Genomic DNA, 17,432 nt, shown 5'->3' with positions numbered 1-17,432 from the left:
GGATGGAGCCGGACCTATCCATGGTCCGGGCCATCCCCGAAGACATGAAGCGTTCATCCCGATTGACCCGATCCCTGGGCCTCCTGGCGACCATCGTGCTCGCGCCCGCCGGCGCGCAGGCGACGATCAGCACCGCCCTGCAAATGCAACTCGGCAACCCCACTGGAGCCACGGTGGACCCGAACAACCACAGCAACTACCTGCTCCAGCGCACGGTGGATGCCGTCGACTACAGCGATACCTACGGCGAGCCGAACTGGGTGAGCTGGGACCTGACCGGGCCGGACATCGGCACCTCCGGCCGCTCCAGTTCCTTCTACCAGGACACCGCGCTGCCGACGACCTTCTACCGCCTGGTCACCGGCGACTACACGAACTCCGGCTACGACCGCGGCCACATGTGCCCGTCCTACGACCGCACGGACACCAGCGCGAACAACCTGCTGGTGTTCTACATGTCGAACATCATCCCGCAGACGCCGGACAACAACCAGGGCGTGTGGCAGAACTTCGAGGCGTATTGCCAGAGCCAGGCCCAGTCCGGCAACGAGCTGCTGATCACCTCCGGCCCCAGCCTTTTCACCGGTGCCCGCATCCAGCCGAGCGGCAAGGCCTCCATTCCCGGCTACACCTGGAAGATCGCGGTGATCGTCCCGCCGGGCAGCGGTACCGCGCTGAGCCGCATCACCACGGCCACCCGCGTGATCGCGCTGAAGATTCCGAACATCGCGGGCGTCCGCAACGACCCGTGGACGAACTATGTCACGTCCGTCAACCTGCTCCAGGCCGACACCGGCTTCACCTTTTTCACCGCGCTGCCCGCCAGCGTGGCCTCCGTGCTGCGTGCGAAGGTGGACGGCGCCGTCACCACCTCGATCAGCGCCTTCAGCCCGTCCAGCGGTCCTGTGGGGACCAGCTTGACCATTACCGGCGCGGGATTCACCTCCGCCTCGGCGGTGTCGTTCAATGGCACCGCCGCCTCGTTCACGGTGAATTCGTCCTCGCAAATCACCGCCACCGTGCCCGCGGGCGCGACCAGCGGCACGGTCAGTGTGACCGCTCCCGGCGGCGTGGCGACCAGCGGCTCCAGCTTCACAGTCACCAGCGGTGGCAGTGGCAGCGGCGGCGTCCGTATCAGCCAGGTCTATGGCGGTGGCGGCAACAGCGGCGCGACCTACAAGAACGACTTCATCGAGCTCTACAACGGCGGCTCCACCGCGGTGAACCTCGCTGCCTACGCGGTCCAATATGCCAGCTCCACCGGCAGCTCGTGGTCCGCCACGAACCTCAGCGGCACTTTGCAGCCGGGCCACTACTACCTGATCCAGGAAGCCGCCGGCACCGGCGGCACCACCAACCTGCCGACCCCGCAGGCCACCGGTTCCATCAGCATGTCCGCTTCTGCTGGCAAGGTCGCCCTGACCAACACCCAGACGCTGCTCACCATGAGCAATCCGGTAGGCTCGTCCGCCGTGGTGGATTTCGTCGGCTACGGCACCGCGAATGCCTATGAAGGCTCCGGTGCGGCTCCGACTCCCAGCGCCACCACCTCCGACCTGCGCGCGGGTGCCGGTGCCACGGACACCAATAACAACGCCGCCGACTTCACCGCTGGCAGCGTGACTCCCCGTAACAACTGATTCATTCCGCGGCGTCCTCTCCGGATCCCTTGCCGGAGAGGACGCCGCTTTTCCGCTGGTTCATGAACCGTCGTCTTTTCGTCTGCTTGCTCCTGTTGGTGGCTGTCATCCTGATGCTCGGGGGGACAGCCGTGTGGCATTCGCGTGCGTCGTCCGATGGGGCAAGCCACGCCGCTCCCCAAGGCGATCCGGAGGTTTCGCGCAGGGCGTCGGCCTCATCCGTTCGGCCGGTGGCGAAGGATCGCACGGACGAACTCCGGGCCATCCTCGCGGGAACCGACCCGGCGGCGCGCTCCGAGGAGTTCGGGCGGGTGTTGGGCGAGTGGTTCCAGCGCGATCCGGAGGCGGCGCTCGCGTTTCTCCGTACCGTGCCGCGAGGGGCGGAATACACGAACGGCCTGCTGATCGTCATCGGCGGCATCGCGGAGAAAGAGCCGCGGCGGGCGCTGGATCTTGCCCGGGAAATGGCGACCACTTCGGAGGATTGGATTCTCTACAATGCCTTGTTCGCACGCTTCGCGCGACAGGATCCCGCCGGAGCCGCGGCGATGCTCGATCAGGTGCCGGAAGGCGACCCGAAGGCCAAGGCCCTGCGCGCCTTGCTGTCCGGTTGGGCCGCGGTGGATGCCGGAGCCGCGCTGGAGTGGGCGATGGCGCTTTCTCCGGGTAACGGACGCGAGGTGGCCATCGAAACGGTGCTGGCAGCCCTTTCCTCCGGTGATCCGGCCAAGGCAATCACCTTGGCGGACACGTGGTTGACCGGTGAAACACATGACCGGGTGCTGGCACGAGCCCTCCGCCGTTTGATCGAGCTCGATCCACTGGCCGCCCGCGGCGCGGTGGATCGTTTGCCCGCCGGCGAGATCCGCAGCGAGGCGACGCTGGGATTGATCCGTGCGTTGGCAGCGAGTGATGCGGAGGCCGCGCTTTCGTGGATCGAGGCGATTTCCGAAGAGGGACTGAAGGCGTCGGCGATCCGGAACCTTCTCGATGTCTGGAGCCTCGAGAGCCCGGAGCTGGCGCGAGCCCATGTCATGGCGATGAAACCGGGACGGATGCACGACGCCGCGGCCGCGCAATTGGCCACCGTGCTGGCCGCCTCCGATCCGGTCGCTAGCTACACTTGGATTGATGCGCTGCCGAGCGACAGCGCACGGAATGCCGCCTACTTGGCACTCGCTTCGGCATGGGCCCGCACGAATCCGGAAGCGGCTACCCGTTGGGCCGCGTCGTTTCCGGAGGAGCAGTCGGTGCGGGTGGAAACGATCCACAGCGCGTTGTCATTCTGGGCCCTGGCGGATCCCGCGGCGGCCAGCACCTTCGTCCTCTCCCTGCCGGAAACCGAACAACCTGCCGCCGTTCTCGGCGTCATCCCGCTGTGGGTGCAGAACGACGTGGGCGCGGCGCTTGCGTGGGCGGATGGTTTGGCCAATGCCGACTTCCGGGACATCGTGCTCGATAGCATCGTGAACCGTTGGGCTGACAACCGGCCGCAGGAGGCTGCGGAGTGGGTGGCCGCCCAGCCGGAAAGCCCGGCTCGCATCGACGAGGCCCGCACGGTGACCACCTATTGGTTGGACCGTGATGCGGACCAAGCCATCGGCTGGGTGAATGATCTACCGGTTGGCCCGACCCGCGATGGGGCGATGGACCGCATCGCGGAGCACTACACGGCGGTTGATCCAGCGAAGGCGCGGCTGTTCGCAGGGAAGATCCACTCCGTCGCGTTGCGCGAGGCACGACTGGGGCAGATCCATTTGGCCGGAAGCTAGGATGCCGGTAAGGGCCGACATCACTTCACCAAGCTGCGCGCGTACTGCACCGTGTCGATTTCCTCCGGCGTCTTGTCCTTACGGATCGCCTTGATACGCGGGAAGCGCAGGGCCAGGCCGGAATCGTGGCGTTCCGAGGCGCGGATCGAATCGAAGGCGATCTCCAGTACCACGTTCGGCTCCACGAGGTGCTTCCGCCGTTCCTTGGCCAAGGTGTGACGCTGGAAGTGCTCGGTCAGGTCTTCGATCTCCTCGTCGGTCAGTCCGCTGTAGGCCTTGCCGATGATTTTGAGCAGGCCGGTGTCGGTGTCCCGGACGGCGAAGGTGTAGTCGCTGAGCACATCGGAGCGCTTGCCATGCCCTTGCTCGGCGGCGACCACCACACAGTCGAGCGTGGGCATCACGCCTTTCAGCTTCAGCCACGAGCGGCCGCGGCGGCCGGGTTGGTAAAGGCTGCGCTGGTCCTTGGCGATGAGGCCTTCATGGCCTGCGCCGAGGGACTCCTTGAAGGCGGCATCGAGAAGCTCGGGGCTGTCGATCTGCGCTACCGCGACCCGGCGGAAGGGTTCGGGGAGCTCGAATGAGTCGAGTCGCATCCGGCGTTCCAGTAGCGAGAGATCGAGGAGGGATTCCCCGGCGTGCCAAAGGATGTCGAAGATGACGAAACGCAGCGGCACCTGGAGATCGGGAGCATCTTCGGTGAGGAAGAGCTCGTTCTGGTCGACCTGGCGTCCGAGACGCTGCTGCAGGTCATTGAAGCCAAGACGCCGTCCCTCCGCGAAAGCAACGAGTTCTCCGTCGAGCACGCAGTCGCACGGCAACTTCGTGGCCGCCGCGATGAGGTCCGGAAATGCGTCATCGAGCGGCAGCAGGTCCCGTGAGAACAGGGAGACGCGGTTGCCCACCTTGTGGAGCTGGAGGCGGATGCCATCGTATTTTGGCTCCACCCACAGCGGCCCGCTGTTGTCGGCCGTGTGCCAGTCCCAGATTTCCGCCGCGTCGGCGGTGGGGGATGCGAGCATCGACTTCACCGGCACGAAGGGACGCAGGACTGCTTCCTCCAGCCGTTGATAGCGCGCCAACACCGCGGTTTCCCCGGGATCGCCGGTCAGCATGTGGGCATGGCGGACGTCCGCCGGATCGGCGGCGAAGGCCGCGGCGATCGCGTCCTCGACCAAGCCTTCCTTGAGGCCGATCCGCAGGTCGCCGGTCAGTAGCTTCACCAGGGTCTCGCCCTCCGCCGGATGCAGGGTCCGCAGGCGGGGCGAGAGCAACTCGATGCGGGCGATCGATCCGCAGGCGGCGGCGAGCTCCTTGAAAAAGCCTTCAAGGCCCGCGAGATCCAGCGGTTCGGGCTTCAACGACAGTTCCTGCAGGAAGAGACGGGCCGTCCGGGCGGCATCATTCTGGGCCAGCGAAATCTCGCGGTAGCGTTCCTCGCGGGCATTCGGCAGGGCCAGCAATGCCCGGCGCAGGGCGGCGGAACCGGTTTGGAGCGTGCGGCGTCCGCCTGCCTTGGGCAGGGCCTCGCCGGTCAGCCAACCCGCGGCCAAGCGCAGGTCATGGTCGCTCTCCAAACTCCGCAGGTAATTGGCCAGGAACTCGATCTTCGCGATCCGGCTGCTGGTTTCTCCCACCAGGCGGCAGGCGTCCGAGAAGTCCGCCAGCAGGCAGATCGGCCGGTTGTGGCGGGCCTGGATCGTGCCCATGGGGCGCTGTGGGACGCCCCCCATCGCGAGTTCAAGCTGGTCGCCGCCCATGGCGCACCACGCGTCCACGCGCTTGCCCCGGAGCTCCGCGGCGAATTCGTGGGCGTAGCCATGCACCGTGAGCACCCGCTTCGGGCGGACGCGCTGGACGCATTCCAGTAGCCCGGGATGATCGGCGTGATCGGAGAGGGGAAAGACTTCGTCGACCCGGTAGCGGTATTTCGCTCCGGGTTGCAGCGCCCAGCCGGTGAGCATGGCGGTGCGCTTGCTTTTCAGCCCCCGCAGCGCGCGCGAGCGGATGGCGTTCGGCGGGGCAATGATGACATGCCCGGGCAGGGCGAACCCCTCGAATAGGACCGGCTCCGGCAGTTCCACGCCTGCTTCACGACAGGCGGCGGTCATTTCCGCGACGTTCGGGTGGAGCAGGGTGGGGATGCCGTGTTCGTGGAGCAGGGCCAGCGCTTCCTGGGCCTTGCCGAGCGAATAACCGAATAAAACGGGCGTTTCACCATCGGTGAAGGCATCGCCCACGAACCGCAGGATCGCAGACTCGATCTCGAGAGCGGGCGGAAACGTGAACTGCGGCAGCCCGAAGGTGGTCTCGATGATCAGGGTGTCCGCGTTCTGGAAGCACACCGGCTCCGCGGTGCGACCGCGGCGGGTCTTGAAATCCCCGGTGTAGAGCAGGGTGGAATTGTCCCGGGTGCGGGTGATGTGGAGCATCGCGGAGCCCGCGATGTGGCCTGCCGGCAGCAACCGCAGGCGGAAGCCGTCCTTCACCAGCGGGACATGGAAGGGCAGGGCTTCCAGACGGCTTTCCGACATGCCGTAGCGTTTCCGCACCAGCATGGCCGTCGCCTCGCTGCAAATCGAGATCTCGTGGCGGGCAAAATGATCGGCGTGGGCGTGCGAAACGAAGGCACGGGGCTTCGCATCCCACGGGTCGAGCCATAGGTCGGCTTCCGGGAGATACAGGCCGCGGTTGAATCGGACGTCGATCAAGTCGGGTCGATTATAAACGTTTGGTAGTCGGGGGCAACGGTTTGCGACGGCAAACTCACTGGCCCGGAACCGTCAGCGGCCGCCCGTTGTCCCGGGGGCTCAGTTTTTCCAAGAACGGCACCGCCTTTCCGGCCCATTCCTCGGGATCGGGGAAATCCGCCGCCCCGGCCCCGAAGGTGCTGCGGAGCATGTCGGTGTCGATGATCCCCGGATTCAGGGGGATCGCCGCCAGTCCGGGTGGTAAATCTTGGGCGAGGGCCAGGGTGAGACCCTCGATGCCCCATTTTGTGCAGCAATAAGGAGCGACGTCCGGCGAGGTCGAGCGCCCCCAGCCGGAGGAGAAGTTCACCACCACGCCGGTTCCGCGGGCGATCATGGCGGGCAGGAATTCCCTGCAGATGGCGTGCACGCCCTTGAGGTTCACGTCGACCACCCGGCCGAAATCCTCCGTGGAAACCTCCCACAGCGGGGCGTTGTCGTTGATGATGGCGGCGTTGTTGAGCAGCAGGTCCGGCGCGCCGTGCTCGTTGAGGACGTCCGAGGCGAACCGGGCGACAGCCTGCGGATCGGTGACATCGCAGGGCAGAATGGTGTGGTCGGGGCCGAACTCGGCCTGGAGCTTCGCGCAGGCCTCGGGGCGGGTACCGCAGCCCGCCACCGTCCAATCGCGGCGGGCAAAGGCGCGTGCCATGGCGAGGCCGAGGCCGCGGGTGCAGCCGGTAATCACAACGAGGCGGGGCATGGTATTGGAAAAAGGCTCGGGTTTTCGACCCGGTGGCGGGTTGCACGGCCCGGGATGCGTCCTATCCTAACATCATGATTTCTGAAATGCATGTCCTTGCTCAGTATGCGCCCATGGGTGGCCTCGGCTACTACGTGGTCATCGGGCTGACGGCGCTCCTCAGCTTCGCGGCGAGCGCCATGTTGAAGCGCAAGTTCAACGAGTATGCCCAGGTGCCCATGCCGGTGAGTGGCGCCGAGGTGGCGGAAATGATGCTGCGCCAGAACGGCATTACGGACGTGCGGGTGGTGAGCGTGCAGGGACACCTCACGGACCACTACGATCCCACCAACAAGACGGTGAACCTGAGCGACTATGTCTATGGCGGCTACTCGGTGGCCGCCGCGGCGGTGGCCGCGCACGAGTGCGGCCACGCGGTCCAGCACCAGCAGGCGTATGCCTGGCTCGGCCTGCGGTCGAAGCTGGTCCCGCTGGTGAACATTTCGAGCAATCTATCGAGCATCGTGCTGATGATCGGGCTCGGTATGGCGGCGGTGTCCCAGTGGCACAATACCTCGGTGTTCCTGATCGGCGTGCTGTTGTTCTCCGTGACGACGTTGTTCGCCTTCGTGACCCTGCCGGTGGAGTTCGATGCCAGCCGCCGGGCACTGGCGTGGATCGACCGCAGCGGGATCGGCTCCAGCATGGAGCACCGCCAGGCGAAAAGCGCCCTGTTCTGGGCTGCGATGACCTACGTGGTCGCCGCGCTCGGTTCGCTGGCGCAACTCCTTTACTGGGTGATGCTTCTGTTCGGGAATCGCCGCCAGAACGAGGAGTGACAAAAGGCAGGCAACGCCGGGGGCATCAAGCTCTCGGCCTTGCCGTGTCTTGGATTGGCAGCGCGGACTTGATCGCGGCCCCTACCTCGCGTTTGCTCGCTTTCGCCGATGGCCTCCGCTTTCTCCTTCGATTCCCTCAACCACGCCCAGCGTGAAGCCGTCGGTGCCCTCGATGGCCCGGTCCTGATTCTCGCGGGTGCGGGCACTGGAAAGACGCGCACGGTGACCTGCCGTGTCGCCCACATGCTGGAGAAGGGCGTGCGCCCGGAGCATATCCTGGCGGTGACCTTCACCAACAAGGCCGCCGCGGAAATGCGCGAGCGCATCGCGGGCATGGTGTCGAAGAAGGCGGCGGACGCGATGACCGTCAGCACCTTCCACTCGCTGTGCGTGAAGCTGCTGCGCGGCGGAATCGAGAAGCTCGGTTACAAGCGGAACTTCTCCATTGTCAGCGGCAGCGACCAGATCGGCCTGCTCAAGCAGATCATTGTCCGGAAGGCGGGGGCCGAGGAGAAGATCAAGCCCGAGGCGGTGCTTTCGGAAATCTCGAAGCTCAAGAACAGGGGGATCGACCCCGGCGAGCACGAGAACGATTTCTTCGCCACCCTCGGCCGAGCCTACCAGAACGAGATCCGGGCCCAGAACGCGGTCGATTTCGACGATCTGCTGGTTCTCGCCGAGCAGCTCCTGCGCGAGCACCACGACGTGCGGGACTCCTTCCGCCAGCAGTTCAAGCGCGTGACCGTGGACGAGTTCCAGGACACCAACGCCCTCCAGATGCAACTGCTCCAGCAGCTCGTCGGCCCGCCATACCACGTCTGCGTGGTGGGAGACGACGACCAGTCGATCTACGGCTTTCGCGGTGCGGAGGTGGCGAACATCCTCCAGTTTGAGAAATTCTTCCCGAACCCGCGCGTCATCCGTCTGGAGGAGAACTACCGTTCCACCCACGCGGTCCTCCATACCGCGAACAGCCTGATCAAGCACAACGTCGGCCGCCGCGAGAAGATCCTGCGCTCCACCCGTGCCGGCGGAGAACCGGTCCGTCTGGTGGCGATGCCGGGAGATGCCGAGGAGGCAGAATTCATTGCCGAGGAGATCCTGGCGGACAAGGGCACCTGCAAGCGGGCGTGGGAGGACTACGCCATCCTCTTCCGCACCAACGGGCAGAGCCGGAAAATAGAGGAAGCCCTGCGCGAAAGGAAGATCCCGTACCGCATGGTCGGCGCTCAGAGTTTCTACGACCGCAAGGAGGTCCGCGACGTGCTCGCGTATTGCCAGGTGCTGGCCTCGCCGGATGCCGACGTCTCGCTGCTACGCATCCTGAACACGCCGAACCGCGGCATCGGCCAGACCACCGCGGTGATGGCCACGGACTGGAGCCGCATGAACAACCAGAGCGTCTGGCAGGCGCTCTGCGATCCGGCCTTCACCGCCGGGCTCGGCCCAAAGGCCCGCGGGGCGATCGAGGACTTCGTCGTCCGCATCGCCGGGACCAAGGCCCGCATTGAGATCGCGCGTGAGAACCCCGGCGACGCCCTCAAGGCGATGCTCGATGAAATGGATTACATCCCGTGGGTGGGCCGCGGTTGCAAGACCGACAACGAGCGGCAGCAGCGCGGCGAGGGCATCGCCGACGTGATCGACCAGCTCCGGAAGCACTCGATGAAAGGCAAGGGCAAGGACATCCAGTCCTTCCTCGATGCCAGCGCACTGGCGTCCGATCGCGATGACGACGATCTTGAAAAGAAACAGGGTGCGACCCTGATCACCCTCCATGCCTCGAAGGGCCTGGAGTTCCCGATCGTGTATCTGGTGGGCCTGGAGGAGGGGATACTGCCCCACAAGCGCAGCATCGTGGAAGGCACCCGCGACGAGGAGCGGCGCCTGCTTTACGTGGGCATCACCCGCGCCCGCGAGATGCTGACCATGACCTACTGCGCCTACCGTACGAAATACGGAGAGCGAACCCACTGCCAGTCCAGCAGCTTCATCGCGGAGATCGACGACACCCATATGCTCCACACCACCTACGACGACATCCTGGGTGCCGAGGCGAGCGAGGAGGAACTGGGGAATTTCTTCGGCGGCCTCAAGGGCTTGCTCGGGGATTGAGCGGCGGCCGTCGCCCTCTCCAACAAAACGAAGCCCCCGCCCCGGTTGGGGGACGGAGGCTCATGTTTTGGGGGGAGATGGTTCTCCGCCCCCGCGTCGTCAGCGGCGGCGCTTGAAAAGGGTCAGCAGGCCCAGCGAGCCGAGCAGCAGGCCGGTGGGCTCGGGCACGGCGGCGATGCTGGAGGTGGACATGGCCGTGATCTTGAAGCGGTCGATGTCCGAGCCGCTGTACTCGCCGCGCTTCGCTCCGAAGAGAATGGCGTTCACGCCACCCGCCGGGTTGGTGACCGGGACGGTGCGCGCGCTTTCGCTGGCGGTCGAGCTGTCCGAGGTTTCCCCGTTGAAGCCGAGCGAGGCGAGATCGGCGTAGGTCTTGCCGGTGAGATCGATGTTGGTGGAGACGTTGCCCGTCCAGTAGGTGACATCGCGGTCGTAGACGCCGTAGGGGTCCACTGTCACGCCCGTGATCTGGACCTTCTCGCTGAACACGAACAGCACCCATTCGTCCGGGCCGGCGTTGTCGAGCTGGTGGTCCACGCCGGAGGGATCCTCGGTGCCGCTGACCACGCCCATGCCCACGTTCCACTGACCGAGCGCCGCCTGTTCCAAAGCATTGTCGCTGCTGCCGTAGGTGTAGCCCCAGGCGCTGGCGGTCACGGTGATGTTGTTCTGCGTGAAGAACAGCTTGTCGCCCGAATCGAGGATGCCCGCCGAACCGGTGAGATTCCAGTTCAGGGACTGCCCGGAGGCGAGTGAGCACGCGACGGCCATGAGGCCAGCCACGAAGGCTGCAACGGTTTTCATGTCGGGGGGAGGGTGGGGGAACACTTCGGCCGGTGGGTGCCGTGGCGAAGTGCCAACAGAATGGTTTCCCTAACCTTCTCCTACAACGGAAAATCAGTGCTCCCCCATGATCACGGGTATCCTACACCGTTCCTAACCATTTTCGGCGGGCCGTGCGCGTCACGATTTCACTGCGCATCACCCTCGCTCTCCACCGGAGGACGTGAGCTCTGGCAGGGCTTCAACAGGTCGTAGAGGTTGCCGCAATACATGCAGCGGAACTCCTGGGTGAACAGCAGGCTGAGCGTGGCGGAAACGCCGTGGTTGAGAGGAGCGAGACGCACGGCCCTGCCATGGGGCAGCGCGCCGCTGTTCAACAGCGGGGTGCCCTTGCAAAGCGGGCAACGCGCCGCCCGCCGTTTGAAAAACGCCCAGATCCAGGACAGCACGCTGAGAACCATCGAACCGATCAGGAGTTCCGAGGTGAGCTGGTCGCGGCGGATGGCGAACATCACCGCGCTGGTGATCCAAGCGACCACGCATAGATAGTGCATGGCGGCCCAGAACATCGCCGAAACGAACGGCACTTTGAAAGGAAGCGAGCGTGCCCGGGCGGCCGGAGCGCGCGCGCGCGTCCGGTGCCTGTGTCCGTCCTGGCCGGGGGAGCTCATTGCAGTGGGGCTCTGCAAGGCTCATTTATTTCGGGAATGTTGACAAGTATGGAGTTCCCCTGTCGCTACGCTCGGCTCACGGAGTGCCGGTGTTCGCGCTCGGCACACGGAAGGTGACCTTGTAGAAACCCTTCACCGCGGCAGAGGAGGTGTCATTGTTCCGGTCGATCGTCCCGGTCTGGGTCAGCGAGAAAGGCACCGCCTTCCATTCCAGTGTCTCCATGGTGGGATTACTGTAAATCTCGTAGGTGTATCCCGTGTAGGCGGGAATCCGGATGCGGTGGCGAAGGCTGCTACCCGGCCCCGCGACGAGTGCTCCCGATGCGATGAAGCCGCCGGAGGCCGGGTAGGTGGGTTCCACGGGAGTGAAGCCGCTGACGAAATCCCAGTTCGCGTGGATTTCTCCCGTGGTCGTGCCATTGACAGAAAACCAGGTAAGGTTCACCGAGCCGCGTCGGGCGGTGTCGGTGATGCCGGTGGTGGTTGCGGAGCGCCTTCGGGAGGCTTGCCGCCGGGTGGAAGCTGGGGTGGCCCGCCCGATCCGAAGCCCGGGCCGCCCTGGTCTCCGGGGCGACGGCCGGGAGGGCCACCAAATCCGCGGCTGGACTCGGACTTGCCGATTCCGCCTACAAGTTTGCCGTGTTCGACCTCTTCGGCCGTGAGGCCCATGATGATGTCGAACGTCGCCGTGAGTTCCCCGATCTTGGAGCCCTCCACCGGCTTGAAATCCACCAGCACCGACTCGCGGGCCTTCGCATCGCGGACGCCCGAGAGCACGCCGTCCTTCGCGTTGTCGGCGAAGCCCTTCACCATCATCTGCGTGGTGTAGATCCGCTGGCCGCCCTTGCTGATCGCGAAGTGGATGTGCGGCGCGCGCCACATCCCATTCAGCGTGTAGGCCACCGGCTTGATGGTGCGGAAGAAGTAGCGGCCGGTGGAGTCGGTGAGGTAGCGGCCGTAGCCTTGGAAATTGCCATCGTCTCCGGCGGAGTTGCGGCCCTTGGTGTGGATGTAGGACTGCTTCGAGTCGCACTGCCAGATCTCCACCACCGCGTTGCGCAGCGGCTGGCCGGTGGCGGTCAGCACCCGTCCGGTGAGATAGGTGATCTCTCCCACCGCCGGGTTGATGGAATCGTTGATGATGAGAAGATCGTTGTCCGTATCCAGCGGCATCTTGTCGGGGTAGTAGGGCCCCTCCGTCATGCGCGGGGTGATGATCAGCCCCGGGCTCTTCTCAAGCTCCTCCGCCATCAGCCCGCGGGTGGAGAAAAGCGCGGCACCCAGGCCGAGGCTGCCGAGGAATCCCCGGCGGGAGGAAAGGTGGTGGGTCGGAACGGTCATCGGTTCTTTCGTGATGGCGTGACCTTCGCACGCAGCCGATTAAGTTCCGGTTAAGCTTGGGAAAAATGATCCATAGGGAGGAAAAAGAACCGAGAATGGACGCCAATGGGCACGAATCACAGGGAAGGGGAATGACCGCCCCCTTCGGCGAAGCCCAATCCATCGATTCCAAAAATTGGCGTTCATCGGTGTTCATTCGCGGTTCCATTTTTTTCGGATCGTGACTCTGGATTTCATCGTTCCTTCATCTTCGATCTGTCAGACTCGCGCATGCGCGTGTTGCTCGTGGAGGACGAACCCCGCTTGCTGCGGACCTTGGAAAAGGCCTTCCGCGAGCAAGGCTATGCGGTGGACACCGCGGCGGATGGCGAGGAGGGATGGTTCAAGGCGGAGAACTACGACTATGACGCCGTGGTGCTCGATGTGATGCTGCCCGGCCTCGATGGCTGGGAAATCCTCCGCCGCCTGCGCGCGGTGAAACCCACGCCCGTGCTCATGCTCACCGCACGCGACACGCCGCCCGACCGGGTCCGTGGACTGGATGGCGGCGCCGATGACTACCTCGTCAAACCCTTCGACCTTCCGGAACTGTTCGCCCGCGTCCGCGCCATCGTCCGCCGCCACGCCGGCCAGACCGGTTCCACCATCGACCTCGGTGATGTCTCGATCGACACCCGCACCAAGGTGGTCAGCCATGCGGGCAAGGTGGCGGGTCTAACAGCCCGTGAATACTCGATCCTCGAGTATCTGGCGCTCCACCGCGGACGCCTGGTGAGCCGCACCGAGATCCACGAGCACCTGTTCGACGAGAACGACGACTCGCTCTCGAACCTGATCGACGTCCACATCTTCAGCATCCGGAAGAAACTCCGCTCCGACATCATCACCACCCGCCGCGGCCACGGCTATCTGGTCGAATCCTGAAACCCATGGCGTCCCACTCCATCCGCTGGCGCCTGCAGGCGTGGCTCGCGTTCTTCCTAATCCTCCTGCTCACCGGTTTCGGCTTCAGCGTGTATCATCTGGAACGCGGCAACCGCCTGCGCCGGTTCGATGCCGAATTGGAAAACCGCGTTTCGCTGCTGAGTGTCTCCGTGCGTGGTGGCCCCAATGGTCCGGGTGGCCCGCGGGATCGCCTGGGGCAACCGCCGGTTCGTCCGGGGGATTCGCCCCTGGGGCCCGCCGATTTGGATTCACTGGTTCCTCCGCCGGAGTCGGGCGACCTGACTCCGCCGGAGCCGCCGGGCCCGCGGGTCATCCGCATTCCGGCGGTCACCGAAGCTCTCTTCGCGGACAACGGTGCGGAGTCCTATTACTATCAGATCTGGAGGGCGGGCAGGAAAGCGAACCTCTCGGTCACCGCGTCCGGTGAAATTCCTCGTCCCGAAAACACCTCGCGGGAAACCACCGTCCGCTTCCGCGAGCGCGCGGGCATGCGCGAGGCGTTCCATTTCACCGAGCGTGGCGATTGCGTGTTGGTCGGGCGATCGCTGGCTTCCGAAAACGCCGCGATGAGCCGCTTCGCCCTCATGATTTCCCTCGCCGGTCTCGGGGTTCTCGTCGTCGGCATCGCCGGAGGCTGGTGGCTCACCGGCCAGGCGATCCGGCCGATCGCGGAGATCAATGAGGCGGCGCGCCGCATCTCGGCGGGCAATCTCTCGAACCGTATCCCCGTGATCGGCGACAATGAACTCAGCGAACTGGCCACGGTGCTCAACTCCACCTTCGGCCGTCTGGAGGAGGCCTTTGAACGCCAGCGCCAGTTCACTGCGGATGCCTCGCACGAACTGCGGACGCCGCTCACCCTGATGATCTCCGAGGCTCAGACGACCTTGGCTCGCGAACGCTCACCCGAAGACTATCAGGAAGCGCTTGCCGGATGCCTCGATGCCGCCCAGCAGATGCGCCGCCTCACTGAGGCCTTGCTGGACCTTGCCCGTTCCGATGGCGGGCCTGCCTCTTCGCTCGCCACCTTCGACATGGCGGTGTGTGCCCATGAGGTGGCGGACCGTCTCCGTCCCCTTGTCGCGGAGCGGCAGCTCGTCCTTGAATTGGATCTCGCCACCGCAGCGATCCACGGCAGCCCGGAACGTTTCGGGCTGGTGGTGGGCAATCTCCTGTCGAACGCCGTCCACTACAACCGCCCGGGCGGCGTGATCCGCGTCAGAACCCGGCAGGCCGGAGACGTTTCGGAACTGATCGTCGAGGACACCGGGGTGGGCATCGCGGAAGGCGATCTGCCGCGCGTCTTCGACCGCTTCTACCGCGCCGACCGTGCCCGTTCGCGGGCGGATGGACGCTTCGGCCTAGGCTTGGCGATCTGCCGCGCCGTCGTCGAGGCGGATGGCGGCACCATCGGCGTCACCAGCCGCGTGGGCATGGGCTCCACCTTCACCGTGAGCTATCCCGCGAAATCGGCGCCTTAGCTCTCTTTCGGGGCCTCCCAGTTCGGGAACTCCTTTTTGAGCTGCTCGCGGTATTTCTCCGCATCCGCGGTGTCGCCTTTCTTCTCGAGCGCCTTGGCGAGCTTCCACAGCGCCAGCGGCTTCAGGTCGCGGTCGTCGATGAACTGGACCACGTTCATGTAAGGACCGGCGGCTCCCGCGGCATCCCCGGCGCGCATCTTCAAGTCCCCGGAGAGCAGGCGCAGGCCCGCGCCCGTGCGTCCTTCCGGATGCATGTCGGTGGCTTCATCCACGGCCTTCTGTGCCTCGGCGTCCCGCTTGAGGCCGAAAAGCTCGCGGCCTTTGTCGAGCAGCGCGTCGGCTTTCAGTCCCGCGTTTTCCTCGACCGCCAGCACGTTGAGCGTGGCCTTGAGGGCATCCTCGTATTTGCCGGACTCCAGCCGGGCCTTGCCGAGGTAGCGCCAGATCTCCTTGGAAGTTTCACGAGGTTCGTCCGGATTCGAAACCCGTTCGAGGTAGCGGGCGGAGGCCGCGAACTTGTTGGCGTAGTAGGCCTGCATCCCGGCCCACTGCAGCGCCTGGTCCGGCAGTTCGTCCGCGTAGTGCTTCTCCACGGCCATGTCGATTTCCTCGGAGAGTTTCTCCAGGTTCTGGCTGGCGAAATAGCCGAGCGCCAGCAGGAGACCGGCGTGCTTTTGGAACGTGGTCGGCTGCAACGAGCGGGCCTTTTCCAGATAAGGGATCGAATCCTTCGGCGAGTTGGTTTTCACCAGACCCCAGCCGATGTAGAAATTCGCCTCCGCTTCCAGCTTCGGGCTCAGCGTGCCGCCCTTTGCCAGCAGCCCGCGGTAGCGCACGATCATGTCCGGCAGATTGTTTTCGTCGCGACGCAGGCGCGCGGACTCCGCCCACGCGATGCGGGCGAACTCCGGATCATCGCTGGTGCCGAGCTTGTCGAAGTCCTCGATCGCCTTCGCCGGTTCTCCGGCCTGGACGTAGGAAGTGGCGCGCTTCGCCAGGGCTTTCATCAGGCGCGGATCCTTCGGATAATCGGCGAGGAACTTGGTGAGCGATTTGATCGCGCCCTGCGGATCACCGGCTTCCGCCAGGCACCAGCCGCGGTTGAACAGCAGCCCGGCGCGGTTCGCCTCGTTGATCAAGGTGACGTCGATCTCCGCGTAGGTGGTCGCCGCGTTGGCGTAGTCGCTGCGGTTGAAGAGCGTTTCCGCCTTCATCAGCAGCGCCGTGTGCAGGTTCTTGTCGTTGCCGCGGGACTTCCGGTAGATCTGCACGAAGGCGTCGACCTGATCGGGCAGGTGCTCCCCGTCGATCGCGTAGAAGCACAGGATCCGGTAATACGCCGCCTGATAGGCCAGCTCGTTCTGCGGCGGAATGCTGCGCTCCACCTGACGGAACAGACGCAGCGCTTCCGAGGTCTTCTTGAGCTGGAAATTGGCCCGGCCCGCGAGCATCAGGCGTGTCGCCTTTTTCTCGTCCTTCGGAGCTTTCTCGTCCGGTGGCCCTTCCACGGCGTCCGACGCCTCGAGGCCGCTCTTGCGGTAGGCATCCAGCACGCCCTCGTAGTCTTTCTCCGCCATCGCGCTCTCCATCAGCAGGGACAGCGCGTCCGGGCGGAACTTCTCCATCCCGGGCGTCACGGCGATGAGTTTCAGATACTTGTCCGCGAGTTCCTGCTTCTTGAGCTTCGAGGCGGAAAGGGCGGCCTTCAGCGCCGCATCGCCACGGGTATCCGGAGTCGCGGACGAGGTCACCACGCTTTCGAACAGCGGCAGCGCTTCCTCGTGCTTGTTGCCCTTCAGCAGCAGGTAACCGAGGCCCATCTTGGCCATCGGCGCGTGCACGCCGGAGGCCGCGTCGTTGATCACCTTGCGGTAAAGGTCGGCCGCCAGCCGGTCCTGGTTCTGGTAGCGGTAGCTCTCCGCGGCGTAGAAGTAGCCGCGCGTGCTGTCCTCCGGGCGGTTGGCGTTGTCCCCGTATTTCTGGAACAGGGGAGCCGCGGTCTGGTAGTCCTTCTTGTTGTAATAGTCGATCGCCAGCGTGTAGGCGGCGGCGCCCACCCACGGTCCCTTGCCGAAGCGGTTGATCAGCGTCTGGAAGCAGCGCTTGCCCTCATCCACCTTGCCGGAGAGGTAAAGGCTCTGCCCCATGTAGAGCCACGCCGGCTCGGAGTTCGCGTGGTTCGGGAACTGGGTCAGGTAGTCATTGAAGACCGCCGCCGCGCGCTGGAGCATTTCGGCGCGGGCTTCCGGTGTGGTCCCGGCGCGTCCTTGGTCGTAGAGGTTTTTCCCCCGTTGGAACATGTCGTTGCCCGGGTCCGCCTGGAGCGCGGGATCGACGGGCTGGGCCTGTGGGACCTGGGCCGTGAGCGGCGCGGCGGCCAGCAGCAGGAAGGCGAGGGAACGTTTCATGTACG

General features: G+C 65.1%; 13 protein-coding genes. 6 read left to right on the top strand and 7 right to left on the bottom strand.

The features are described 5' to 3' along the window. Nucleotides 1–44 precede the first annotated feature (44 nt). Both llg_RS19910 and llg_RS19905 read left to right on the top strand, forming a co-directional pair. On the top strand, nucleotides 45–1,640 hold the full coding sequence (locus llg_RS19910; RefSeq protein ID WP_338286779.1) for a DNA/RNA non-specific endonuclease: 1,596 nt from the start codon (nucleotides 45–47) through the stop codon (nucleotides 1,638–1,640). Nucleotides 1,641–1,702: 62 nt separating this feature from the next. Next, nucleotides 1,703–3,412, top strand: a complete 1,710-nt coding sequence (locus llg_RS19905; RefSeq protein ID WP_338286778.1) for a hypothetical protein — start codon at nucleotides 1,703–1,705, stop codon at nucleotides 3,410–3,412. 20 nt (nucleotides 3,413–3,432) lie between these two features. Here llg_RS19905 and llg_RS19900 read toward each other — a convergent pair whose 3' ends face one another. Together llg_RS19900 and llg_RS19895 are read right to left on the bottom strand one after the other, a co-directional pair. Next, the gene (locus llg_RS19900) at nucleotides 3,433–6,123 is read right to left on the bottom strand and encodes an ATP-dependent DNA ligase (protein WP_338286777.1); all 2,691 of its coding nucleotides are present in this window, start codon (nucleotides 6,121–6,123) and stop codon (nucleotides 3,433–3,435) included. Between the two features lie 55 nt (nucleotides 6,124–6,178). After that, complete coding sequence (locus llg_RS19895) at nucleotides 6,179–6,865, bottom strand: SDR family oxidoreductase (RefSeq protein WP_338286775.1); 687 nt, start codon at nucleotides 6,863–6,865, stop codon at nucleotides 6,179–6,181. 86 nt (nucleotides 6,866–6,951) lie between these two features. Between llg_RS19895 and llg_RS19890 the strand changes: the two genes are divergently transcribed. Beyond that, nucleotides 6,952–7,683 carry a zinc metallopeptidase gene (locus tag llg_RS19890; RefSeq protein ID WP_338286774.1) on the top strand — a complete coding sequence of 244 codons (732 nt, stop codon included), beginning with the start codon at nucleotides 6,952–6,954 and terminating at the stop codon, nucleotides 7,681–7,683. Between the two features lie 108 nt (nucleotides 7,684–7,791). Further along, complete coding sequence (locus tag llg_RS19885) at nucleotides 7,792–9,798, top strand: UvrD-helicase domain-containing protein (protein WP_338286773.1); 2,007 nt, start codon at nucleotides 7,792–7,794, stop codon at nucleotides 9,796–9,798. 99 nt (nucleotides 9,799–9,897) lie between these two features. On the opposite strand, the gene llg_RS19880 is transcribed toward llg_RS19885, so the two are convergent. From llg_RS19880 to llg_RS19865, 4 genes are all read right to left on the bottom strand, one after another. Then, nucleotides 9,898–10,602, bottom strand: coding sequence for a hypothetical protein (locus tag llg_RS19880; protein ID WP_338286772.1), 705 nt, complete (start codon nucleotides 10,600–10,602; stop codon nucleotides 9,898–9,900). 167 nt (nucleotides 10,603–10,769) lie between these two features. Continuing rightward, complete coding sequence (locus tag llg_RS19875) at nucleotides 10,770–11,168, bottom strand: hypothetical protein (protein WP_338286771.1); 399 nt, start codon at nucleotides 11,166–11,168, stop codon at nucleotides 10,770–10,772. A 160-nt stretch (nucleotides 11,169–11,328) separates the two neighbouring features. Continuing rightward, nucleotides 11,329–11,697 (bottom strand): hypothetical protein, encoded by a 369-nt coding sequence (locus tag llg_RS19870; protein WP_338286769.1) that lies wholly within the window; start codon nucleotides 11,695–11,697, stop codon nucleotides 11,329–11,331. Further along, complete coding sequence (locus llg_RS19865) at nucleotides 11,694–12,593, bottom strand: protocatechuate 3,4-dioxygenase (protein WP_338286768.1); 900 nt, start codon at nucleotides 12,591–12,593, stop codon at nucleotides 11,694–11,696. Before llg_RS19865 ends, llg_RS19870 begins: the two co-directional genes overlap by 4 nt. 270 nt (nucleotides 12,594–12,863) lie before the next feature. Here llg_RS19865 and llg_RS19860 point away from each other — a divergent pair, with 270 nt between their 5' ends. Both llg_RS19860 and llg_RS19855 read left to right on the top strand, forming a co-directional pair. Continuing rightward, nucleotides 12,864–13,517 carry a response regulator transcription factor gene (locus llg_RS19860; RefSeq protein WP_338286767.1) on the top strand — a complete coding sequence of 218 codons (654 nt, stop codon included), beginning with the start codon at nucleotides 12,864–12,866 and terminating at the stop codon, nucleotides 13,515–13,517. A gap of 5 nt (nucleotides 13,518–13,522) precedes the next feature. Then, nucleotides 13,523–15,019, top strand: a complete 1,497-nt coding sequence (locus tag llg_RS19855; protein WP_338286766.1) for an ATP-binding protein — start codon at nucleotides 13,523–13,525, stop codon at nucleotides 15,017–15,019. On the opposite strand, the gene llg_RS19850 is transcribed toward llg_RS19855, so the two are convergent. Then, the gene (locus llg_RS19850; protein WP_338286765.1) at nucleotides 15,016–17,427 is read right to left on the bottom strand and encodes a tetratricopeptide repeat protein; all 2,412 of its coding nucleotides are present in this window, start codon (nucleotides 17,425–17,427) and stop codon (nucleotides 15,016–15,018) included. The genes llg_RS19855 and llg_RS19850 overlap by 4 nt on opposite strands. Between the last annotated feature and the right edge of the window lie 5 nt (nucleotides 17,428–17,432).

Source organism: Luteolibacter sp. LG18 (assembly GCF_036322585.1).
Classification (GTDB): domain Bacteria; phylum Verrucomicrobiota; class Verrucomicrobiia; order Verrucomicrobiales; family Akkermansiaceae; genus Luteolibacter.
This window is presented reverse-complemented; position numbering and strand designations above follow the sequence as displayed.